The following is a 21,406-nucleotide window of genomic DNA, read 5'->3' as shown; positions in this document are numbered from 1 at the left end:
CGTCAAGTCGCGATGGCGGGCATGACGGCCCCGGATTTTGGCGCGATTGTTCAATACGCTTGAGGCTGGCCGTCTTATCTCCGGCCGGAACGGAAAAGCCGACCGACTGCAGGAGACGAGACATGCCGGAATTCAAGGGAAAAACGGTTCTGGTCACCGGGGCTAGCCGGGGTATAGGCCGCGCCCTCGTCGAGGCATTCCTAGCCGAAGGCGCGCGCGTCGTGGCCGTCGCCCGCAGCACGCCGGTCGATGGAGACCGTCAAAAATCGCACAGGAATGTGACGTGGATCGCCTGCGATATCGCATCCGGCGTGCAGCGTGCGGCTCTGGCTGATTCGATTCGCGCGCTCGGCAGACCGCTCGATATCCTCGTCAACAATGCCGGCATCCAGCAGTCGCTGGACTTGACCGGTGACGATCCCGGTGCACTGTGCGACGCGATGGAAACCGAAATCGCGGTCAATCTCGTCGCGCCGATATGTCTGACGGCGCAGCTGATGCCCGTCATGGCGCGGCCGGGCGGCACGATCGTCAATGTCACCTCGCTCGTCGCTCTTCAGGCCAAGACGTCGGCGCCTGCTTACTCGGCATCGAAAGCGGGATTTCAGCGTTTCACCGAAGCACTCCGCCGGCAGGTGCAGCCGCACGGCCTTCGCGTCGTCGAGGTGATGCCGCCGCTGGTCGACACTGCGATGACGACGGGACGCGGCCGGAGGAAACTGACGCCCGAGGACATGGCGGCCGCGCTGCTTCAAGGCCTTGCCGATCACAGGGAAAGGATCGCACCGGGCATCGGACGGATGGCGCTCGCCCTAAACCGGATCGCGCCCGCCCTGCTGGCGCGCATCATCGGACGGCAATAGGCCGATGGCGGCGCGGCGAATGCCCGGTAATTTTGCCAGCGCGAAGCTTGTCGCCCTCGTCGTCACGGCGCTGTCCCGAGAGGACCGGGGCCTGCTGCCGCCGGACGCCTTACCGGTCGACCCGATGCGCGATGCGCTGGTCGATCCCGCCGCCAAGCGCTCCATCATCGGTCATGCCTATCGCAAGGGCGGCGCGGCGCCGTTGCTGCGGGTCGGGCGATCGCTGGCCGATCATGCACGGGATCCCACCATTGCCGCGCTCGTCGCATCGCCCGATCCGGCGGTACTCGCGCAGAAATGGATGCGCTTCGAAAGCTATCACCACTCCGCCAACCGGACCGCGATCGTGATCGGGGAGAAAGGCTTCGATTGCCGGCGCAGCGCGCAAAGCGGCATGCCGACTGCAAGCGAGAATGTCCTGATCTGCGGTGTGATCGCCGGTCTCCTGTCCATGATCGGGGCCCGCGCCATCGTGGTGGAGATCGGCGGAAGACAGGCCGAATCGGCCCTGAATTTCGAAATGCGACCGCTCGATGACGCGAAAACATCGCTGTTTCACGTCCGTTGGGGCAGCTTCGAAGCGATCGAAAGCGACGCATCCGAAGCGCCGATCGGTGATGCGGACGGCTCTCTCCATCAGCGTCTCTGCGGCCTTCTCGGCCGCGATCCGGGTCGTAACTGGCATGTCGGCGAGGCGGCGAGGGCACTGGGTTTGTCCAGCCGTACATTGCAAAGGGCGCTTGCCGCCGATAATCGCAGCTTTTCCAGCGTGGTACGTGAAATCCGCTATGGACAGGCGGGCCGAATGCTGCGTCGGACCGAGGTGCCGCTTGCCGAGATCGGCTATTGCTGCGGCTATGCCGATCAGGCACATTTTCAGCGTGATTTCCTGCGTGCCTGTAACATGACGCCGACTTCGTTCCGGGAGATTTCACACGGCTGATCCTGCGCCTTGCCATAGCCCTCGTGGCTTACAAATGGCGCCATTTGCGGCAATAGACTGGAAAAACCGCCGGTTCCCCGCTATTTAAAGCGGCTACCGCTTGTCGGGAGGACAGGATCGTATGATCTCGATCAAGTAGCGTTTGTATCGGGCGGTGTACGATCCAGACTGAAACGGTGGAACAATGCGGCTGGACGCGACGAAGTCATGCGCCTAACCATTAGAACAAATCTCGCGATGCGCGTGCTGATGACCTGTGCCGTCAATCCCGGCTACAGTATCACGAAGGCCGAAATCGCGGAGAAGTGCAACGCCTCCAAGAACCATCTTGGCCAGGTGATCCGTCAACTCGCTCATCTGGGCTATATCCGGGCCATGCGCGGCCGCAATGGGGGCATGTATCTGGCCCGGCCTGCCGAGGAGATACGTGTCGGGTCCGTCTTTCGCGTCTTCGAGTCCGATCTGCCTTTCGCCGAATGTTTCGACAAGAAGGAAAACAATTGTCCGCTGATCGGCAGTTGCTGGCTGCGGCCAGCGCTGAAGAAGGCGGTGGAGGCCTTCTACAACTCGCTCGACGATATTTGCCTGGCGGACCTCGTGGACGGCAATCGCGAGTTGGAGACACTGCTCAACATGCCGGAGCGCAAATTCGCGCCGGTGATGTGCGACGGTCGCGGTCAGGCCGTCATGAATTGAGCCCTCGGGGCCTCATTCGACCTATTTCTCGAAGACCAGTCCTTCGGGGTCGGCGCCGAGGTCATTCAGTACGGCTTTGAGGTCCTTCACCATCGGGTCCGGACCGCACAGGTAGAAAGTCTGGTCGAGATCGTCGATCACGCTTTCCAGATAGGCCCGGTCGATCATCCCGTGATCGAGACCACTCTTGTCCTCCTCGCTGAGAATATGCCGTACCGTCAGGCCCGGGATGGTTTCCAGCTCGTCGCGCAGGATAATGTCGCGCTCCCGGCGATTGGCAAACAGCAGTGTGTGGTCGGCGAGGTGCCCCTCGGAATTGTTGCGTTCGCGCAGGATCGCGAGGAACGGCGTCAGGCCGGCGCCGCCCGCGATGAACACGCCGGGACCCTTGTAGGAGATCGTGCCCCAAGGCTCGTCGATGATCAGCCGGTCGCCAACCGGCAGTTTCTGCAACTGGTCGGTCACGCCGTCATGGTCCGGGTAGGACTTGATGGTGAATTGAAGGCGCTCGTCACCGGGAAGCGAGGTGAAGGTGAAGGGACGTTTCTCGTCGCGCCAGCCATCCTTGTCGATGGCCACTTCGGTCGCCTGTCCGGGCTCGAAGGAATAGCCCTCGGGCTTGTCGAGGTCGTATGAAAATACATTGTGGGCGACGGGCGTGATCGCCCGGATCGTTACCGTGCTGGTCATATGGCTTTCCTTGCTTGACTTCCCGTTCGAACGTCGTGGCCGGTTTCAGCCTTCCCGCGAACTCCGGTTGCCTTTTCCAAGGTCTTCGCGGGCCCGCTTTTCCTTGTCGAGCTTCTTGAAGCTTTCCATGATCCAGTCCGGTTCGGTCTTCACGTCGGGAACCGCTTGGCGCTGATTGCGCACGTTCTCCTGATCGTTCCCCTGCAGGCTGTTGCGGCCCATTTCTTCATTGGCGATGTCCGCCCGGTTGAGCCGGTCATTGTCTGATTTTCGATTGTTGCTGGTCATGGCGCACTCCGTGCTGTCCTGAATTTCATTCGGACACAACGGAGCAGAAATCGCATGGTTCCAGCCTGCGCGGGAAATCTGCCGCTAGCGGGTATTCGCCTAAAATGCGCGGTATTCAGGTTAACAAAGGATAAAGATTGCAGGACATTCCCATTTCGGGATTAGTGCGCCGCAATAGTATTCCGACTTCCGGGCGCGCCCGCCTGCATGATGTGCCGGCGCCGAGCAAAAAACCGATGCAGCGGATATCAAGTACAGGACTGACCGATGACACACATGTTATTCGGCGGTGCGATCGTTCCAATGAACACGGGCGACACGAACACTGCCATCGATACCGAGACCGAACTGAAGCGACTTTCGCCGCATGTGCGGGTGGACTGGTTTTCATTCGACCTGGACAGCGCGATGATTTCGGTCGGCCCGGTTGCACGCGAATTCCACGGTTTCGCTCCGCAGGAAGAGCATGTCGGGATACGCCGCTTCATCCAGGCCTATGATCCCGCTTGCCGCCGGGAGTTGCTCGAACTGCTCGAAATGCTGTCCGGTAAGGGGCATCCGTTTCACTTCACGGCCCGGCTGGCGTTTCCGAAGGGTGCGTTCGTTCACGGTTTCATCGTCCCGTCCAACGAGGCCGGGCAATCGCGCGGCGACTGGAGCGGAACGCTTTTGATGTCGCGTCACGAACTGCGCGCACATGACCGCATGCCCGTCCGCTCCGAAAATTCGTGAACGTTCAGGCGGTCGGATAACCCGAAAAGCCGTTATACTGCCAGGGTCGCGACAGCCTGCCCCTTGGCCCCGTCCTGTTGACGGCGATGTCGTTCAGCAGCATCCAGGCCCTGTCATGGCGGGCCTCGAATTCCGAGGCGAAGCTGACATAGCCCATTTTGACCTCGGCGTGGTTCTCGCACAATTTCAGCGCGACATGCGCCTTGGCGCGGGCGCTGTTGATCACCAGCATGAGGGTGACTTCCGGCGCGACGCCCCATTCCGCCGAGGTCTCGCCATCCATCGCGAATTCGACGTAGCCGGGCGTGAAATAGAGGTCCGCGGCATCGCGCACGATATCGGCGACGCAGCCATATTGTTCCATGCGCAGATAGGCGATGTAATCGCTGATATCGACGAGCCGCAGTTCGGCCGCGAGATTCGCGAACGCATCGGCGACATGGGGTTCAAGTTCAAGACAGATATCTTGTGCCAGCATCGTAATCAGCTTTTCCGTGCTCGCCGGCGAAGAACCGAAATCAGCTCCGCGACGGCCTTGAAGAACTCGGGTGGAATGATCTGGTCGAGCGAGATGTGCTTGTACATGGCGCGTGCAAGCTCGACATTCTGGAAGACGGGAACGCCGTTTTCCTCGGCGATGGCCCTGATCTTGAGCGCGATCAGGTCCTGTCCCTTGGCGACGACGACCGGCGCGGCGTCCTTGCCGGGTTCGTAGCGCAGCGCGATCGCCAGATGGGTCGGGTTGGCGATGACCAATGAGGCGGTGGGCACCGCGTTCATCATGCGCTTTCTCGCCCGGTCATAGGCGACCGACCGGAGCCGCGCCTTGATGATCGGGTCGCCCTGCGACTGTTTCAGCTCGTCCTTGACCTCTTGCCGGGTCATCTTGAGGTCGGTGCGCCACTGGAAGCGGGTCCAGAACCAGTCTGCCGTTGCGATCAGCACCATCGCGAAAATGATCGCGCCGAACATCTTCAGCATCAGCCCGTTGACGGTCGACAGGAAGGCGCCGACCTCGCTGCCCATGCCTTCCAGCATGCGCGGCACGAGGTCATGCAGAATCAGTGCGACGAGGACGCTGGCGAACAGCAGCTTGGCCACGGATTTGAGGAACTCGGCGAAACCCTTCGCACTGAAGATCCGCTCCCAACCCTTGATCAGCGAGATCCGCGAGAGCTGCGGCTTGATCCGGTCGCCGACGAAACGCGGCGTGTTCTGCGCCGCCGAACCGGCGACGCCGGCAAGTATGAGTGCCGCGAACAGGGGCAGGGTTACGGCCGATGCGATCAGGACCACGCGCTGGATCAGCCAGTAGACGTCGCCGCTTCCGTAGAGATGGTATTCGAAGGACTGGTCCATCATGGCGGCAAGTTGCTGCGCCGTCGCCGAAATCCGTCCCGGCATGAAGAAGGTGGCGACAAACAGGATGGCGAGCAGAGAAAACAGGATCGGCGTTTCCCGGGAAAAGGGTGTCTGACCCTTGTCCAGAGCGTCGCGGATCTTCTTCTCCGTCGCCTCCTCGGTTTTACTTTCCTTGTCCTGATCGTCCGCCATGATGCTCTCTTATGTGACCGTCAGGCGGCGGCTTGCAGTTCGATACGGCCTTCGGCGGCCATACGCAGCGCCAGTGCGGCGATCGACTTGCGTGCCTGTTCGATGTCCGAAACCTTCGCCTTGCCGGCGCTGAGTTCGGACTCGATCATTCGGCGGGTGCGTTGGCTGATCGAGGACAGGATGACCTCCTTCAGGTCGCCGTCTGCCTCGCGCAGCGCCAGCGTCAGCACGTCGGTCGACAGGCCGTCGCAGAGAAGCGTGCGCGCTTCCTTGGAAATGCTGGAAATATCCTCGAAACGGAAAATCTTCGATTTGACGCCCTCGACCTTGCGGTCGCCGATCACCGGCGCAAGCTGTGCAAGCAGATCGTCGGAAACGTCTTTCTTCATCTCGTTGAGAATATCTGCGAGCCGCGATGCGCCTTCGCCACCGCTAGACGCGGACTGGTCGCTGAGATTGAATGCCTCGTCGAGACGCTTCTCGACCACCTCGATCACCGACTGCGGCACCGGCTTGGACGAAAGGAGGCGCGCCACCGTGGCCTTGCGCAGTTCCGGATCGAGCTTTTCGATGATCGATGCCGATGTCCGCGAATTCAGCCGCGACAGGACGACGGCGCAGAGCTGCGGCGATTCGCCGGCGAAGAAAGCGTCCAGTTCGTCGATGTCGACCTTCGTCAGCAATTCCCAGACAGTCTGTTCCGGTTCCTGTTCAACCGTCTCCGTCGACATGCCGGTCAGGGCGTAGCGCTCTTCGTCGCTCAGCCCCTCATTGAGGATCATCTCCATGGATTCCGCCGAATCCATTAATCCGACACCGACGGTAAACTCGGTTTCGAACTCCTTGACCAGTTCTTCCAGGTCGGGCTGCGGGATGTTCTTGAGCGTATGGGCCGCGTCGATCATGACACGCAGCTCCTCGCTCTTGAAGAACTTGAGAAGCTGCGAGGCACGCGTTTTCCCCATGGCCACGAGCACGGCTGCAGCTCTTTGCGGTTTTGTCAGGGTGTATCGTTTCGCCATCTCATGCACCTGGCGGTCGCAACCGCCCACAGGCCCTCAGTGTCAGGACTTCTCGAGTGCGACGATTCGCACGCCGAGGCGCGACGGATCGTCTTCCATCGACTGTATCTCGCCGGTGGCGACTTTCGTTCCGTTCACGCAGATATCCACCGCTTCTCCGATCTTCCGGTTGAGCATCACGACGGAACCGGCCTCCATGCCGATCAGGTCCGACACCGGCATCTCGGCCGAGCCGATCACCACGTCCAGCTGCACCGGGATAGACATGACCAGCTTCTGCAGGTTGCTGTCATGGTTGGCAGGCGGTTCCTCCGCCGGTGCGGGCGGCGTTTCGAACGGGTCGTCCAGTCCGATATCCTCGAGCGGTCCCAATGCGTGATCCTTGTCCATCACGCCTTGCAATTCGGCGATCGCCTCGTTCAGCGGATCGCCTTCCGCCGTGAGGTCGTCTGTCAGCCCGAGCTCTTCGAGCGGGGAAAGTTCAGGCTCACTCATCGTAAGTCTCCTCTGAATCGTCGTCGGGCAGCGGAATTCCGATGCCATTGAGCGCCTCGGACATCGCCCGGTGCGGACGTTGCAGGCACAGTGCGTAATTGGCGCCTTTGCGCCCGAGGCTGCACTCGTAAAGCGGTTGACCCTTCACTCTCAGGCGAACAGTCGCGTCGCCGGATTCCGAGAGCGGCAGCACATCGCCAGGTCGCAGCATTGCCAGTTCGCCAAGCGTCATCGGCGGCATCGTCACGGAGCCGGACGCCGGAACCTTGATCGTCAGGGCGCTGCGATTGGTCGAAGCATGGCCACGCGCCGCGGGCTTGCGGATCGTCTCCGGCTCTTCGCGCGCCATCTGCAGCATGTAGGCATGGGTGATGGCGACGGAGATGACGGGTCTTGCGTCCCCGAATTGAAGCGTCAGGTCGAAGGCAACAACCGAACCGCCATTGCCGCCGTCGCGCAAATCGTCGGCATTGAAGGCGACGCGCACGCCGGTGGGCAGGTCCTTCGTTGACAAGCTGGTCTGGAGTGCCTGCCCGACGAGATCGGCGAACTGGCGCATGAGATCGCATTCCGTCGCCGTCGGCTTGCGGTTGGACGACAGCGCCGCGAACTCCGGGTCGCCGCCGAGCATGATTTCCGACAGGATGCCCGCAGCGGGATAGTCGCAGATCACATAGGCGGCCGCCGATGGCGGCTTAGCGGACAGAACGACACAGGCCGCGCCGCTCTTGTAGCGTGCGAAAAGCGCCGTCGCGCTGGAATTGTGGGAGTCCGAGAACTCCGCTGCGACGTCGAGCCCGTTTTTCTGAAGAATGGCTTGCAGGCGTTGCGCCAGGAACTTCTTGATCGCCTTGCAGGCGGGTTCAAGACGCGCGGCATCCCCTTTCCGGCCGAGTATTCGGTCGAAGACCTCGCGGTCGTAGTCCTTCGGGTAAGAGGAGACGCTCATTGTCACGCGGCTTTTTCGCCGGCGCCCATCGCCTCGTTCTCGACGTCATCGAGCGACGGGCGATCGTGGTTGGAAATCGTCTTGCGGCCGAATTCCAGCGCGACCTGCGGCAGCGAGCCGTTCATGTAGGCGATCAGCGTCTGCTTGGCGACGAAATAGAGCCGGATGTTCTTTTCGCGGATGATGCCGATCTTGGTCGCGATCGGCTGGACCACGGCATAGGCGAGGAAGATGCCCACGAAGGTGCCGACCAGCGCCGCGCCGATCAGCCCGCCGAGAACTTCCGGGCTCTGGTCGATCGCGCCCATCGCCTTCACCACGCCGAGAACGGCGGCGACGATGCCGAGGGCCGGCAGCCCGTCGGCCATGCCCTGCAGGCCATGCGCCGATTTCAGCTTGTCGTGGCGGATCGTGCCGATTTCCTCTTCCATCAGCGCCTCGACCTCGTGCGGGCGCGCATTGCCGACGATGATCAGCCGGCAGTAGTCGCAGATGAAGCTGGTCAGGTCCTTGTTGGCGAGGACCAGCGGATACTCCTGGAAGATCGGTGATTCGTCGGAATTGTCGATATGGCTTTCGACCTCGTTGCGCGGCTTGGTCTTCAGCTCGCGCAGCAACTGGTGGAGCAGGCCGAGCAGTTCGAGATACTCCTCGCGCGACGGCACCTTGTTCTTGACCGCTTCCATCACGGCCTTGCCGCTGTCCTTCACCGTGGACATGGGGTTGGCGATGATGAAGATTCCGATTGCAGCGCCGCCGATGATGACGAACTCGAACGGCTGCATGAGGACTTCGATATGGCCGCCCATGGCCATGAACCCGCCGAGTACGCATCCCAGCGTAACGACCATTCCGATAATAACGCCCACAGGCCATCTCCGCTCTTGTCCTGCCGGCAAGCTAGTGGCCAAACCTTGCACGGGGCTGGCAGGCGTCGCGACAGGCTCGCGCAAGATGCCCGGGCTATTGAAAGGCAAAGGCCACCGGGACCAATTCGATGATCAGCACGCTGGTTTCCTACAAGCTCGCTTCCGAAGATATCGCCACGACGATCAAGCGCGTCTCGGAACAGCCGGTGGTGTCGCGCGACGTCGAATATTACCTTGAGAACATCGGCAATGTGGACACGATCGAGGACCTGACCTCGGACTATCGGCTGTTCAGCTTTGCCATGAAGGCGCACGGCCTGAGCGACATGACCTATGCCAAGGCGTTCATGGAAAAGGTATTGGAAGAGGGTATCGACGACGACCGCGCCTTCGCCAATACGCTGTCCGACAAACGCTACGCCGAGTTCGCCAAGACCTTCAATTTCAAATCCTTCGGAGAGGCGACGACATCCTTCACCAAGACCCAGCAGGGCGTGGTGGACAAATATCTGCGCCAGACGCTGGAAGAGCAGGCAGGCGACGAGAACCAGGGCGTGCGACTGGCGCTTTACTTCGAGCGCAAGGCCGACACGATTGAGAATTTCTACCAGATCCTGGCGGACCCCGCCCTGTCGCAGGTTGTGCGTACAACGCTTGGATTGCCGGAGTCCTTCGCCACTGTCGATATCGACAAGCAGGTGGAGCTCATCTCGGACCGGATCGATCTCGAAACGCTGGCCGATCCGGACAAGCTGGACAAATTGCTGGAGCGTTTCACCGCGCTCTGGGACGTGGATCACAGCACCGAGTCGCAGGCGGTCTCGCAGATCGCTCAGCTCTTCAATACCGGCCCGCAACTCGGCATCAGCCAGGATCTGATGCTGCAGATCGCACAGATGAAACGATAGGCACGGATCATGGAAACGGGGCTTTATGTCAGTCTTTCCGCGCAGATGACGCGTGAGGCGCGGCTGACGACCATCGCCGAGAACATCGCCAACTCCCAGACGGTCGGCTTCAAGGCCGGGTTCGTGCGTTTCGAGGAGGTCGTGCAGGAAGTGTCCGGCGAGGACGTGTCCTTCGCGTCCGACGGCGTCGAATATCTCGATCCGGCATCCGGTGGCCTCGAGCAGACCGGAAATCCGCTGGACTTCGCCGTGCGCGGAAATGCCTGGTTCGGCATCCAGACCCCGGCGGGTACCGTGGTCACGCGCGACGGCCGCTTCACCATGATCGACAATGGCGACCTGGTCACCCTGTCCGGCTATCCGGTGCTTGATCCGGGCGGCGCGCCGATCACGCTCGATCCGGCCGGTGGCGTTCCGGAACTTGGCGATGACGGCTTCATCCGGCAGAACGGCCGCCAGGTCGCGGCGCTCGGCCTGTTCGCTTTCGAGCCCGGTCCCGACTTCCAGCGCTTCGGCAATTCCGGCATCGTTGTCGGCGGCGAACCCGAGCCGATCGTCGACAATCCCGACGTCGGCATCGTCCAGGCGCATGTCGAGTTGTCCAACGTCGATTCGCTGCAGGAGATGACCCAGCTCATCATGGTGCAGCGTTCCTTCGAGGAGGCGGCCTCGCTGATGGAGACCTCCGAGGATTCCATGAAGCAGCTCATTAGAGCCCTCAACAGCGGCTGATCGGCATGAATGCTCTTGTCCGGCTGCGCCACGCCATCGAATCGTCCGGCGTCGAAACCCGGCCGCTGGAACGCGGCGGGATCGTGTCGGCGATCAATCCCAATGTCGTCGTCGCCGAGGGTATGGCCGGCTATTCGGCGCTGGGCGACTTCGTATCGATCGGACGCGGCGCCCGCGCGACGCGCGGCGAAGTGGTGCAGATCGAGCCGGGCCGCGTCGTGATCGCACCCTGCGGCAACGCCAACGCGCTTTCGATCAACGATGCGGTGATGCACAAGGGCCCCGTTCACGTCCATCCCGATGCGGGATGGCTCGGCCGGGTCGTCAATGCGCTCGGCGAGCCGGTCGATGGCATGGGGCCGCTGGTTCCATCCGATACAGGACGGGTCGAGAGCAAGCGTCACTCGCCGATGATGCGTGGCCGGGTAGGCGAGCATTTTCGTACTGGCGTGCGCGTGATCGACATCTTCACGCCGCTTTGCATTGGCCAGCGCTTCGGAGTTTTCGCGGGGTCGGGCGTCGGCAAGTCGAGGCTTCTCGCCATGCTCGCACGGGCAAACGCCTTCGATGTCGTCGTCGTCTCGCTTGTCGGCGAGCGCAGCCGCGAAGTGCGTGAATTTCTCGAGGACACGCTCGGTTCGGACGGCATGAAGAAGGCTGTGGCCGTCGTGGCGACCAGCGACGAAAGCGCGATCATGCGCCGACGGGCGCCATCGAGCGCAATGGACGTCGCCGAATGGTTTCGCGACCGCGGCAAGCGGGTCCTGCTGCTTCTCGATTCGGTGACCCGGTTTGCCCATGCGCTGCGTGAGGTCGCGATCTCGGTGGGAGAGCCGCCGGTGTCGCGCGGCTATCCGGCCTCGGTCTTCACCGACCTTCCGCGTCTTTTGGAACGGGCCGGACCCGGCGGGCCCGAAGGCGGCTCGATCACCGCCGTCGCGACGGTTCTCGTCGATGGCGACGATCACAATGATCCGGTCTCCGACACCTTGCGCGGCATCCTCGACGGGCACCTTGTCCTGCAGCGAGCGATCGCCAATCGCGGCCGCTTTCCGGCCGTCGATCCGTTGGGATCCGTATCGCGGCTCGCAGACAAGGCGTGGAGCGAACAGCAGCGCGCGCTGGTCGGCCAGTTGCGCGCGATGATTTCGCTGTTCGAGGAAACCCGTGACCTGCGCATGATGAGCGGCTGGCAGCAGGGCACCAATCCCGACCTCGATCAGGCGGTGATGGCGGTGCCGCGTATCTATGACGCGCTGACCCAGTCCGTCGCCGATCCGCCCGACAGCGACCCCTTCGCCGCACTGGCAGACCGAATGAGAGACGATGGCAAAACCTAAGAAGCAACGCCGCCGCTGGTTTACCGACATGGAGCCGGCAGACTATATACTGAGCGCCATCGGCCTGTGTCTCGGCACGGCCGCCGCTCTGTTTCCGTGGCATGTCTATCTTCATCCGGATTCATACGGGCCGCCCCGCATGACATTCTCGCGTGGCGGCGTGATTCCGGAGGAGGAGATTGTCGCGCAGTCACCGCGCGGGCCGGTTCGCGAGACGGATACGTCTGACCGCGTCGCGTCGCGGCTGCCGCGACAGGTTCTCGACCCGGTCACGACCGGCAAAGTGGACCGCACCCAGGTTCGCACGGTCGAACCGGAGCAGCCCTTTCCGGAGGCGATCAAGACCTTCAAGGTGCTGGCGGTCGACGGCGCGCGTGCGCTGGTTGGCGATGCCGGCGGGGTCTACCTGGTGCGCGCCATGTCGCGCCTGCCCGACGGCTCGATCGCCGAAGCCTTCCGGCAGGATGAAAAGGGCTGGTACATCGTGACGTCGCGCGAGACGATTTTGCGGCCGGACTGACCGGCGAACCGACTGCGACAAGGCACACGCAAGAAACGGCCACTAGTGTCCCTCCGAGAGAAGGATACGACATGGACGCCGTCAATCTTTTCAAGCTGGCCTCGACCCAGGCGAAATGGCTTTCGCTGCGTCAGACAACGGTCGCCAACAATATCGCCAACGCCAACTCGCAAGGCTATCGCGCGGTCGATGTCGAGCCGTTCGAGGCTGCGGTCTCCAATGAGGCCGTGCGGCTGGCGGCAACCGACTCCGTACATTTCGGCAACCAGCAGGACAATGGCGGCTTCCGGGTTCTCGATGAAGAACCGGCCGGCCTGACCACATCGGGCAAGTCCGTCTCGATGGAAGACGAACTGGTCAAGTCCAGCGAGATCCGCCACGCCTATGAGATGAACACGGCGATCGTATCGGCATTTCACCGCATGATCCTGATGACGGCGAAGGGGTCGTAATGGATTATCTCAGTTCCGCCATCAAGGTAGCCGCATCGGGGCTGGACGCCGAAAACGTCCGGCTGCGTGTCGTCTCCGAGAACATCGCCAACGCCCAGTCGACATCCAACATCCCGGGCGGTGATCCTTACCAGCGCAAGGTTGTCGCCTTTGCCTCCGAAGTGGATCGCGCTTCCAATACCGCCGAGGTCAGCGTCAGCAACGTGCAGCGCGACCTGAGCGATTTCCAGCTGGAATACGATCCGGCCCACCCGGCCGCCAATGCCGAGGGCTTCGTCAAATTTCCGAACGTCAATCTGCTCGTCGAGATGGCGGACATGCGCGATGCCAACAGGTCTTACGAGGCCAATCTGCAGGTTCTCAAACAGGCGCGTGACCTGATCTCGATGACGATCGACCTGATGAGGGCGCGCTGATGGCAGTCGATTTTACCATTGGGGCTCTGAGCTCCCTCGCTTCCACCGGTAAAACCGGAACGACCGCCGCGGCAACATCGGTTGTGCGGCAGACCGGGCCAAGTTTCGCCGAGACGCTGCAGAACGTGGCGCAGGGCACGATCGGCGAGTTGCAGGGCGCCGAGCGCATTTCGTTGCAGGCCCTGTCCGGTGAGGCCGACATTCGCGATGTCACCGACGCCGTCATGAGTGCCGAGCAGAAACTGCAGACGGCCATATCCATCCGCGACAAGATCGTGACTGCCTTCCTTGAAGTCAGCCGGATGCAAATCTGAGGAGTAAGCCATGAAGGCCCTGTCCATCGCCGCCACCGGCATGACCGCGCAGCAGACCAATCTTGAGGTCATCGCGAACAACATCGCCAATGTGAACACCACCGGCTTCAAGCGCGCCCGCGCCGAGTTCTCCGATCTGCTGTACCAGACGGAGCGGTTGGCCGGCACGCCGAACAGCGGCAACCAGGCCGTGATCCCCGAAGGCGCCAATATCGGCCTCGGCGTCCGCACCGCCGCCATCCGCAACGTTCATATTCAGGGCGCGCTGACCAGCACCGGCAACCGATTCGACATGGCTTTGACCGGCGAGGGCTGGTTCCAGGTCGAGGGCGCGGCCGGCGAAACCGTCTATACCCGTGCCGGTGCCTTCAATACGAATGCGCTCGGCCAGCTGGTCACGGTCGACGGGTTCCTCGTGACGCCGGCGATCACGATCCCCGAGGGGTCCGTGGAGGTCATCGTCAACAAGACGGGCCAGGTCTTCGCACGCCTCGAGGACCAGGTCGCCCTGCAGGATATCGGGCAGTTGACGCTTTCGACATTCGCCAACAACGCCGGCCTGAAGCCGCTCGGCGGCAATCTGTTCTCCGAGACCGAAGCGTCGGGCGCACCGGTGGTCGGCATTCCCGGCGATCCCGGCTTCGCCACTGTCGAACAGGGCTATCTCGAGGCGTCCAATGTCGATCCGGTCAAGGAAATCACCGAACTGATCGCCGCCCAGCGCGGTTACGAGATGAACTCTAAGGTGATCCAGGCGGCCGACCAGATGGCCAGCGTCGTCTCGACCGGGTTGCGCTAGAATGATTGATCGGTGGAAAGGCACTGTTGTCGCCGTCCTGGCGGCGCTGCTGGTCTGGAGCGGTCCCGCGACCGCTTCGGAAAACGCCGATATCGTGATCACCGTCAACCGCGTCATCTATCCCGGCCAGACCGTTCCCGCCGATGCTGTCGTCGAGACGCGGCTGCGCAAGCCGTTGCGCCGTGGCACGGTCGCCATTCACGACGCCGGAGAGGTGATCGGCATGGTTGCCGCGAAAACCATCCTCCCGCGCCGGCTGATCGCGCCGAGCGCGCTGCGCGAGGCCTATGCGGTCGAGGCCGGCGAGACGGCAACGATTTACTATCGAAAGGGGTCGCTGACCATCGCGATGGATGCGGTCGCCCTTCAGTCCGCCGGCTTCGGCAAGCCGGTTCGCATGCGCAACATTTCGAGCGGGCGCACCGTGACCGGTATTGTGATGCCGGATGGCGACGTGCTCGTGGAGGCGCGATGAAACGCTTTGTTCTCATGCTCGCCATGCTCGCCGTCACTGCGCCCGCCGCCTGGGCGCAGTCGCGCGTCAAGGATATAGCCACGCTGCAAAGCGCGCGCGACAACCAGCTTGTCGGATATGGTCTCGTCGTCGGTCTACAGGGCAGCGGCGACAGCCTGCGCAACGCGCCGTTCACCGAACAGTCGATGCGCTCGATGCTGGATAATCTCGGCATCGCGACAGCCGAGGGCCGGGCGCGCCTGAAGAACATCGCCGCGGTGATCGTGACCGCAAACCTGCCTGCCTTCGTCCGTCAGGGCTCGCGGATCGACGTTTCTGTCTCCTCGCTCGGCGACGCGACATCGCTTGGCGGCGGCCAGTTGGTGATGACGCCGCTGCGCGCCGCCAATGGCGAGATCTATGCCGTCGCTCAGGGCCCTGTCTCGATCTCCGGTTTCCAGGCCCAGGGTCAGGCCGAGACCGTTTCGCGCGGAACGCCGACCGCCGGACTCATTTCCGGCGGCGCGATCGTGGAACGGGAGGTCGAGGCCGACTTCTCCGCCGAACACGCGCTGACCCTGCAACTGCGCAATCCAGATTTCACCACGGCGATCGCCATCACCGACGCGATCAACAGCTTCGGTACCGTGCAATACGGCATGAACCCGGCCCGCGAGATCGATTCGCGCACCATCGCGATCACCAAGCCGAAGAACATATCCGCAGCGCGGTTCATCGCGGGAATCGAGAATCTGACGGTGCAGACGGCCTCGCCGGCCCGCGTTGTGCTCGACGAGCGCACCGGTACCGTGGTCATCGGTCAGGATGTTCGCATCTCGAAGGTGGCCATCAGCCATGGCACGCTGACGGTGCGGGTTACCGAGACACCGACAGTCGTCCAGCCAGGGCCATTCTCCGATGGCGAAACCGCCGTCGAGCCAAACACTTTCATCGATGTCTCCGAGGTCGGCACGCAACTCGGAACCGTCGATGGCACCGACCTTCAAAATCTGGTCGAAGGGTTGAACAGGCTCGGTGTCGGTCCGACCGACATCATCGCCATCCTTCAGGCAATCAAGAGCGCCGGCGCCATGCAGGCCGAAGTGGTGGTGCAATGACCCGGCTATGCCCGATTTCCATGAAGCCCGGCGCGTTCCACATCGGACCGGCCTTCGCGGCGGCCGCGATCCTGGCCCTTGCCGCGCCGGCATCGGCGCAATCTTCGTTGCCGACCTTGCTGGATGCGCCGCCACCACGCGCCAGTTCGGATGAAATCCAGCGTTTTTGCTCCAACATCGCCGACGCCGCCCGCGAACGCCGCTATGCGATCCAGCGCGAGGAACTCGAGGCGTTGCAGACGGAGATCGAGGATCGCATCGTCGTTCTCGAAAAGAAGCGGACCGAACTTCAGCAATGGGTCGAGAAGCGGGAACGTTTTTCCGACGCGGCCAATGAAGGGCTCGTCGAGGTCTTTGCGAAGATGCGCCCGGACGCCGCCGCGCAGCGCATGGAGAAACTGCCGGGTGAACTGACGGCCGCGTTGCTGACCAAGCTGAGTGCGCGAACGGCCGGAACGATCCTCAACGAAATGTCGCCCGACCGCGCCGCATTGGTGGCCGTGATCATGGCGGCCGTCGCCGACAAGGGAGAAACGCGGAAATGAGGCCGGTGCTTCTTCTTTTGTTGGCCGGGGCCGTTGCGCTCGGCGGCTGTGCGACCCATCCGCGCGAAATCGGCAAGACACCTGCGCTGTCGCCGGTGGGCGGCGATCTGGCGGCCGATCAGATGGTCGTCAAGCCGACGGAGTATCCTGCCAAGCCATCCGGGCATCGCTACTCGGTCTGGAACGATCGCGCCGCGAGCCTGTTCACCGCGCACCGTGCCGTTGCCAAGGGCGATATCGTCTCCATCAAGATCGCGATCAACGACCGCGCGAAGCTGGACAATCAGAGCGCGCGCAACCGCACCGCGAACAAGAAGATCGGTCTGGGCGCCGGATACGGCACCGATGCGATAACCGGCGGCCTCTCCGCCGACGCCTCGATGAACTCCTCGACCGACTTCGCCGGGTCCGGCGGCACGACACGGGCGGAAACCATCGATCTGTCGGTGGCCGCCGTCGTCGTCGATGAACTGGCCAATGGCAACCTTCTGATCCAGGGCTCCCAGGAAGTGCGGGTCAATGCCGAGATGCGGGTTCTGACGATCTCGGGCATCGTGCGGCCTTCCGACATCGGGCCGGCGAACACAATCAACTACGATCGCATCGCCGAAGCGCGCATCTCCTATGGCGGCAAGGGCCGGATCACCGAGGTACAGCAGCCGCCCTACGGCCAGCAGGCGCTCGATCTCTATCTTCCCTTCTGACGGCGCGCGGCGATGGCATCAACCATTGAACACCAGACGGACAGCGAGAGCGGACCTTCCATGGTCGCGTTCCTGATCGCATGCGCGGTCATCACGCTCGTCGCGGCCGGCGCGGGATTTGGCGTCAGCGCGACGATGATCGGACCGGCGACGTTCCCGTCCTCGGAGGTGGCGAACGATGGCGGAGCGGCCTTCGATGGCGGCGAAAGCGGGCATGGCGCGCCGGCGTCCGGCCACGGCGCGGAAAGTGCCGATTCCGGAAAACCGGCACATGAATATGTCGTCGTCGACATCCCCTCGATCACCACCAACCTTGTCGATCCTTCGGATGCCTGGATCCGCATGGAATTGTCACTGGTCTTTACCGAGAAGGCCGACCAGGAAGTCGCGATGGAGGTTCATCAGGATATCCTCGCCTATGTCCACACGATGAAACTCTACAATCTGCGAGGAGGAAGCGGCTATCAGCACCTGATCGAGGATCTGCAGGAACGTGCCGCTATCCGCACCGAAGGACGCGTCAAGCGGGTGCTGGTCCGCTCGCTGATCCTCGAATGAGACGCTGCGCCGTTCTTCTTGCTGTCGTGATGGCGCTGGTCGCGTTTCCAGCTCTTGCGCAGAACCAGCCGGGCTTTGCCCTCCCCGAGGGGCTGACCGGCCAGACCAGCGGCTACATCGTGCAGCTTTTCGGTCTGCTGACCGTACTCGCGGTCGCGCCGGGACTACTGATCATGGTGACGAGCTTCACACGGTTCGTCATTGTGTTCTCGATCCTGCGGTCCGGCATCGGCCTGCAAACGACGCCGGCCAACATCGTCCTGGTCAGCCTTGCGCTCTTCATGACCTTCTACGTCATGGCGCCGGTTTTCGACCGCGCCTGGAGCGATGGCGTCCAGCCGCTGGTCAACGAAGAGATATCCGAGCAGGAGGCGTTCCCCCGCATTGCGCAGCCATTTCGCGAGTTCATGCTCAACAATGTGCGCGATCAGGACCTTAAGCTCTTCGCTGATCTTGCCCGCGAGCGCGGCCAGACGGTGACCGTCGATGAGAACATCGATATCCGCGTCGTCGTGCCCGCCTTCATGATCTCGGAAATCCGGCGCGGCTTCGAGATCGGCTTTCTCGTCGTTCTTCCGTTCCTCGTCATCGACCTTGTCGTCGCCACCATCGTCATGGCGATGGGGATGATGATGTTGCCGCCCTCCGTCGTGTCCCTGCCGTTCAAGATCCTTTTCTTCGTGATGATCGACGGCTGGAACGTTCTCGTCGGCAGCATGGTTCGGTCTGTCGTTTAAAGACAGTATTTACCTTTTATTTACCATAAATATTAGTAATTAGGCCCGGATTTCTCAGAAAAAGCGGACTCAATGCTTTTTTAATGTTTCCCCGGCATCTTGCGCCCAGTCACATCGGCTATCCGTGATGATAGGGGCATGATGCCCGGCCGCTGTACCGGAAGATCCGGAATGTCCCTCCTTTGTTAGTTTTTGGGAAGGGGACACTATGTCCAGTATTATGACCAACACCTCGGCGATGACGGCTCTGAAGACCCTCGCCGCCACCAATAAAGCAATCGAAACCACCCAGACCCGGATCTCGACCGGCTACGCGGTTTCTTCCGCCAGCGACAACGCTGCCTACTGGTCCATCGCGACCACCATGCGTTCCGACAACTCGGCTCTCGGTACTGTTCAGGACGCTCTCGGTCTTGGCGCTGCCACGCTCGACGTCGCATACACCGGCATGGAATCGGCCATCGAGGTCGTAGACGAGATCAAGACGAAGCTCGTCGCCGCGAAAGAGCCGGGCGTCGACAAGGCGAAGATCCAGTCCGAAATCACCGAACTGCAGGCTCAGCTCGAAGGCATCGCGACTTCGGCATCGTTCAACGGTGAAAACTACCTGCACACGGCGACAGGCCTGACCGCAGGTACGGAATCGGTCGTCGCGTCCTTCACGCGTGATGCATCGGGCAATGTTTCCATCGAGACCATCGACGTCGACACGACGGCCACCGTCCTCACCGATGTCGACACTGCCGCGAACGGCATCCTGTCCCAGGATCGGACCGGCACGAACGCCAACGTCATTTCGATTGCCGGCGGCGCCAACGACATCACGATCGACGGAACGACCACGGATGCCGAACTCGACGACATGATCGAAGTTGTCGATGCGGCCCTGACCGAAATGACGGAGGCTGGCACGACGCTCGGTGCTTCCAAGAAGCGCATCGACATGCAGAGCGACTTCGTCGGCAACCTGATGGATGCCATCGACCGCGGTGTCGGCCAGCTCGTCGACGCCGACATGAGCGAGGAATCGACTCGCCTGCAGGCCCTCCAGGTCCAGCAGCAGCTCGGCATCCAGTCTCTGTCGATGGCCAACCAGAACGCTCAGACGATCCTCTCGCTCTTCCGCTAACAGCCTGAAAACGCGAGTTTTTCGCTGGATTTTCGATCAGGCCGCCTCCGGGCGGCCTTTTCTTTGCGATTTGTTAAGCATTTTCCTTAAATCCTAGTGTTGTTTTCCGCCGCATAGGCCTTCGGGCGTCGGCGACAGTGTTTTGAGTTTCCTTGTGGCGATTAGTCTCGCGCAAGTTTCGGTGCGTAACCTGCCGGTTGGATTAGTACGCGTTTCGCCGAGTGGCCCTGTTTCGGCCTGGTAATCTGTTTGAGTTCCAGCGATTTCACCGTTCCCGCACTTTGGGAGCGCGTCCGCATATCCGCATGGAACGCAGGGTTGCCAACCGGTCCGGGAAAGTTCGGCGTCGAGTGACATTCGAATTAGTTGCGAATGGAACCGCATATTGGCCACGCTGCAGGCCAAGCACAGTGGATATCGAACGATAGGGCATGATGCCCGGCCACTGTACCGGCTGACCCGGAATGTCCCTTGTTTCGAGATTTTGAGAGGGACACGCAATGTCCAGTATTATGACCAACACGGCAGCGATGACCGCACTCAAGTCGCTGCAAGCCACAACCCGGAATATCGAGATGGTGCAGTCTCGTATTTCGACGGGTTATTCGGTCGCCGAGGCATCCGACAACGCCGCCTATTGGTCGATCGCAACCACGATGCGCTCCGACAACAACGCGCTTTCCACCGTCCAGGACGCTCTGGGTCTCGGTTCCGCGAAGGTTGACGTCGCCTACACGGCCATGAACAGCGCCATCGAGGTTACCGGCGAGATCAAGGAAAAACTGGTCGCCGCGCGAGAGCCCGGCGTGGACCGCACGAAGATCCAGTCGGAAATCAAGGAGCTTCAGAATCAGCTGACCGCGATCGCGGAATCGGCATCGTTCTCCGGCGAGAACTGGCTTTCCGTCGACACTGGCGCGGCCGACTACTCCGCGACCAAGAACATCGTCTCATCCTTCACCCGCGCCAATGACGGCACGGTGTCTGTTTCGACGATCGCCATCGACATCACCGCCACGGAACTCGTCAACGCTTCCGGTGACACCGGTATCCTCGACACGACGACGACCACCACCGGCGCCGGTACGGCCACGATTTCCGTTCTCACCCTCGATATCACCGCCGCCAATGTGGACGATGACGATATCGACGACATGATCTCCTGGGTCGACTCGGCATTCCAGGACATGACGACCTCGGCTTCCAGCCTTGGCGCGGCCAAGTCCCGCATCGACATGCAGCAGCAATTCGTGTCCAGCCTGATGGATGCGGTCGAGCGGGGCGTCGGCCAGCTGGTTGATGCTGACATGAGCGAAGAATCGACGAGGTTGCAGGCCTTGCAGGTTCAGCAGCAGCTCGGCGTGCAGGCGCTTTCCATCGCCAACTCCAACGCGCAAACCATCCTGTCGCTCTTCCAGTAAGAGCGAAAGTCAGCCGCAGCGGATCCATTCAAGGCGGGTGACCCTCGGGTCGCCCGCTTTGCTTTGTTCCAGAGCTGGCAGTCGGGCCAGGCGGCACGCCTGACAACGGTCAAGACACTCTCACACAAGTTTCGCGGTCTATCTCCGTAAGGGGATAT

Annotated in this window: 28 protein-coding genes; 20 read left to right on the top strand and 8 right to left on the bottom strand. The window is 61.9% G+C overall.

Annotated features, from left to right (window positions below; all coding sequences use genetic code 11):
- Window positions 1–122 precede the first annotated feature (122 nt).
- The 3 genes from ACQK2M_RS00720 to ACQK2M_RS00710 all read left to right on the top strand — a co-directional run bounded on the left by ACQK2M_RS00720 (window position 123) and on the right by ACQK2M_RS00710 (window position 2,502).
- Complete coding sequence (locus tag ACQK2M_RS00720; protein ID WP_425416198.1) at window positions 123–863, top strand: SDR family NAD(P)-dependent oxidoreductase; 741 nt, start codon at window positions 123–125, stop codon at window positions 861–863.
- 19 nt (window positions 864–882) lie between these two features.
- On the top strand, window positions 883–1,806 hold the full coding sequence (locus tag ACQK2M_RS00715) for a helix-turn-helix transcriptional regulator (protein WP_425416197.1): 924 nt from the start codon (window positions 883–885) through the stop codon (window positions 1,804–1,806).
- Window positions 1,807–2,013: 207 nt separating this feature from the next.
- Window positions 2,014–2,502, top strand: a complete 489-nt coding sequence (locus ACQK2M_RS00710; protein ID WP_223478971.1) for an RrF2 family transcriptional regulator — start codon at window positions 2,014–2,016, stop codon at window positions 2,500–2,502.
- 21 nt (window positions 2,503–2,523) lie between these two features.
- Here the strand turns inward: ACQK2M_RS00710 and ACQK2M_RS00705 are convergent, their stop codons facing one another.
- Both ACQK2M_RS00705 and ACQK2M_RS00700 read right to left on the bottom strand, forming a co-directional pair.
- Window positions 2,524–3,192: an FAD-binding oxidoreductase gene (locus tag ACQK2M_RS00705; protein ID WP_425416196.1), complete on the bottom strand. Its 669-nt coding sequence runs from the start codon at window positions 3,190–3,192 to the stop codon at window positions 2,524–2,526.
- 45 nt (window positions 3,193–3,237) lie between these two features.
- Complete coding sequence (locus tag ACQK2M_RS00700; protein WP_425416195.1) at window positions 3,238–3,480, bottom strand: hypothetical protein; 243 nt, start codon at window positions 3,478–3,480, stop codon at window positions 3,238–3,240.
- Between the two features lie 267 nt (window positions 3,481–3,747).
- Between ACQK2M_RS00700 and ACQK2M_RS00695 the strand changes: the two genes are divergently transcribed.
- Complete coding sequence (locus tag ACQK2M_RS00695; protein ID WP_425416194.1) at window positions 3,748–4,212, top strand: hypothetical protein; 465 nt, start codon at window positions 3,748–3,750, stop codon at window positions 4,210–4,212.
- A 4-nt stretch (window positions 4,213–4,216) separates the two neighbouring features.
- Here the strand turns inward: ACQK2M_RS00695 and ACQK2M_RS00690 are convergent, their stop codons facing one another.
- From ACQK2M_RS00690 to motA, 6 genes are read right to left on the bottom strand one after another with little or no spacing between them, the layout of a single operon-like run.
- On the bottom strand, window positions 4,217–4,690 hold the full coding sequence (locus ACQK2M_RS00690) for a hypothetical protein (protein ID WP_425416193.1): 474 nt from the start codon (window positions 4,688–4,690) through the stop codon (window positions 4,217–4,219).
- A 5-nt stretch (window positions 4,691–4,695) separates the two neighbouring features.
- A complete protein-coding gene (flhB, locus tag ACQK2M_RS00685; RefSeq protein ID WP_425416192.1) occupies window positions 4,696–5,766 on the bottom strand; it encodes a flagellar biosynthesis protein FlhB in 1,071 nt (356 codons plus the stop codon).
- A gap of 20 nt (window positions 5,767–5,786) precedes the next feature.
- Window positions 5,787–6,788: a FliG C-terminal domain-containing protein gene (locus tag ACQK2M_RS00680; protein ID WP_425416191.1), complete on the bottom strand. Its 1,002-nt coding sequence runs from the start codon at window positions 6,786–6,788 to the stop codon at window positions 5,787–5,789.
- 42 nt (window positions 6,789–6,830) lie between these two features.
- A complete protein-coding gene (locus tag ACQK2M_RS00675) occupies window positions 6,831–7,283 on the bottom strand; it encodes a FliM/FliN family flagellar motor switch protein (RefSeq protein ID WP_425416190.1) in 453 nt (150 codons plus the stop codon).
- Window positions 7,276–8,232: a FliM/FliN family flagellar motor switch protein gene (locus ACQK2M_RS00670; protein WP_425416189.1), complete on the bottom strand. Its 957-nt coding sequence runs from the start codon at window positions 8,230–8,232 to the stop codon at window positions 7,276–7,278. The genes ACQK2M_RS00675 and ACQK2M_RS00670 overlap by 8 nt, the downstream gene beginning before the upstream one ends.
- A gap of 2 nt (window positions 8,233–8,234) precedes the next feature.
- Entirely contained in the window at window positions 8,235–9,101 is an 867-nt protein-coding gene (gene motA / locus ACQK2M_RS00665; protein WP_425416188.1) for a flagellar motor stator protein MotA, read from the bottom strand.
- Between the two features lie 128 nt (window positions 9,102–9,229).
- Between motA and ACQK2M_RS00660 the strand changes: the two genes are divergently transcribed.
- From ACQK2M_RS00660 to ACQK2M_RS00585, 16 genes are all read left to right on the top strand, one after another.
- Entirely contained in the window at window positions 9,230–10,009 is a 780-nt protein-coding gene (locus ACQK2M_RS00660) for a DUF1217 domain-containing protein (RefSeq protein ID WP_223478961.1), read from the top strand.
- Window positions 10,010–10,018: 9 nt separating this feature from the next.
- A complete protein-coding gene (flgF, locus tag ACQK2M_RS00655) occupies window positions 10,019–10,741 on the top strand; it encodes a flagellar basal-body rod protein FlgF (protein ID WP_425416187.1) in 723 nt (240 codons plus the stop codon).
- 5 nt (window positions 10,742–10,746) lie between these two features.
- The gene (locus tag ACQK2M_RS00650) at window positions 10,747–12,081 is read left to right on the top strand and encodes a FliI/YscN family ATPase (RefSeq protein ID WP_425416186.1); all 1,335 of its coding nucleotides are present in this window, start codon (window positions 10,747–10,749) and stop codon (window positions 12,079–12,081) included.
- Window positions 12,068–12,601, top strand: a complete 534-nt coding sequence (locus ACQK2M_RS00645; RefSeq protein WP_425416185.1) for a hypothetical protein — start codon at window positions 12,068–12,070, stop codon at window positions 12,599–12,601. Before ACQK2M_RS00650 ends, ACQK2M_RS00645 begins: the two co-directional genes overlap by 14 nt.
- 71 nt (window positions 12,602–12,672) lie before the next feature.
- Window positions 12,673–13,053 (top strand): flagellar basal body protein, encoded by a 381-nt coding sequence (locus ACQK2M_RS00640; RefSeq protein ID WP_425416184.1) that lies wholly within the window; start codon window positions 12,673–12,675, stop codon window positions 13,051–13,053.
- Entirely contained in the window at window positions 13,053–13,469 is a 417-nt protein-coding gene (gene flgC, locus ACQK2M_RS00635) for a flagellar basal body rod protein FlgC (protein WP_223478956.1), read from the top strand. Before ACQK2M_RS00640 ends, flgC begins: the two co-directional genes overlap by 1 nt.
- On the top strand, window positions 13,469–13,783 hold the full coding sequence (locus tag ACQK2M_RS00630) for a flagellar hook-basal body complex protein FliE (protein WP_425416183.1): 315 nt from the start codon (window positions 13,469–13,471) through the stop codon (window positions 13,781–13,783). Before flgC ends, ACQK2M_RS00630 begins: the two co-directional genes overlap by 1 nt.
- A gap of 10 nt (window positions 13,784–13,793) precedes the next feature.
- Entirely contained in the window at window positions 13,794–14,582 is a 789-nt protein-coding gene (flgG, locus tag ACQK2M_RS00625; protein WP_425416182.1) for a flagellar basal-body rod protein FlgG, read from the top strand.
- Between the two features lies 1 nt (window position 14,583).
- Window positions 14,584–15,057, top strand: a complete 474-nt coding sequence (gene flgA, locus ACQK2M_RS00620) for a flagellar basal body P-ring formation chaperone FlgA (RefSeq protein WP_223478953.1) — start codon at window positions 14,584–14,586, stop codon at window positions 15,055–15,057.
- Window positions 15,054–16,154 carry a flagellar basal body P-ring protein FlgI gene (locus tag ACQK2M_RS00615; protein ID WP_425416181.1) on the top strand — a complete coding sequence of 367 codons (1,101 nt, stop codon included), beginning with the start codon at window positions 15,054–15,056 and terminating at the stop codon, window positions 16,152–16,154. Before flgA ends, ACQK2M_RS00615 begins: the two co-directional genes overlap by 4 nt.
- Entirely contained in the window at window positions 16,151–16,699 is a 549-nt protein-coding gene (locus ACQK2M_RS00610) for a MotE family protein (protein ID WP_425416180.1), read from the top strand. Before ACQK2M_RS00615 ends, ACQK2M_RS00610 begins: the two co-directional genes overlap by 4 nt.
- Window positions 16,696–17,403, top strand: coding sequence for a flagellar basal body L-ring protein FlgH (flgH, locus tag ACQK2M_RS00605; protein ID WP_425416179.1), 708 nt, complete (start codon window positions 16,696–16,698; stop codon window positions 17,401–17,403). The genes ACQK2M_RS00610 and flgH overlap by 4 nt, the downstream gene beginning before the upstream one ends.
- Window positions 17,404–17,415: 12 nt before the next feature.
- Window positions 17,416–17,961 carry a flagellar basal body-associated FliL family protein gene (locus ACQK2M_RS00600; protein WP_425416178.1) on the top strand — a complete coding sequence of 182 codons (546 nt, stop codon included), beginning with the start codon at window positions 17,416–17,418 and terminating at the stop codon, window positions 17,959–17,961.
- The gene (fliP, locus tag ACQK2M_RS00595; protein ID WP_223478949.1) at window positions 17,958–18,698 is read left to right on the top strand and encodes a flagellar type III secretion system pore protein FliP; all 741 of its coding nucleotides are present in this window, start codon (window positions 17,958–17,960) and stop codon (window positions 18,696–18,698) included. Before ACQK2M_RS00600 ends, fliP begins: the two co-directional genes overlap by 4 nt.
- Window positions 18,699–18,906: 208 nt before the next feature.
- Window positions 18,907–19,827, top strand: a complete 921-nt coding sequence (locus tag ACQK2M_RS00590; RefSeq protein WP_425416177.1) for a flagellin — start codon at window positions 18,907–18,909, stop codon at window positions 19,825–19,827.
- 500 nt (window positions 19,828–20,327) lie between these two features.
- Complete coding sequence (locus ACQK2M_RS00585; RefSeq protein ID WP_223478947.1) at window positions 20,328–21,248, top strand: flagellin; 921 nt, start codon at window positions 20,328–20,330, stop codon at window positions 21,246–21,248.
- Window positions 21,249–21,406 lie beyond the last annotated feature (158 nt).

Source organism: Oricola indica, from assembly GCF_965227485.1.
Lineage (GTDB): Bacteria > Pseudomonadota > Alphaproteobacteria > Rhizobiales > Rhizobiaceae > Oricola > Oricola indica.
The sequence above is the reverse complement of the archived record's forward strand: the minus strand, read 5'-3'. Positions and strand labels throughout refer to the sequence as shown.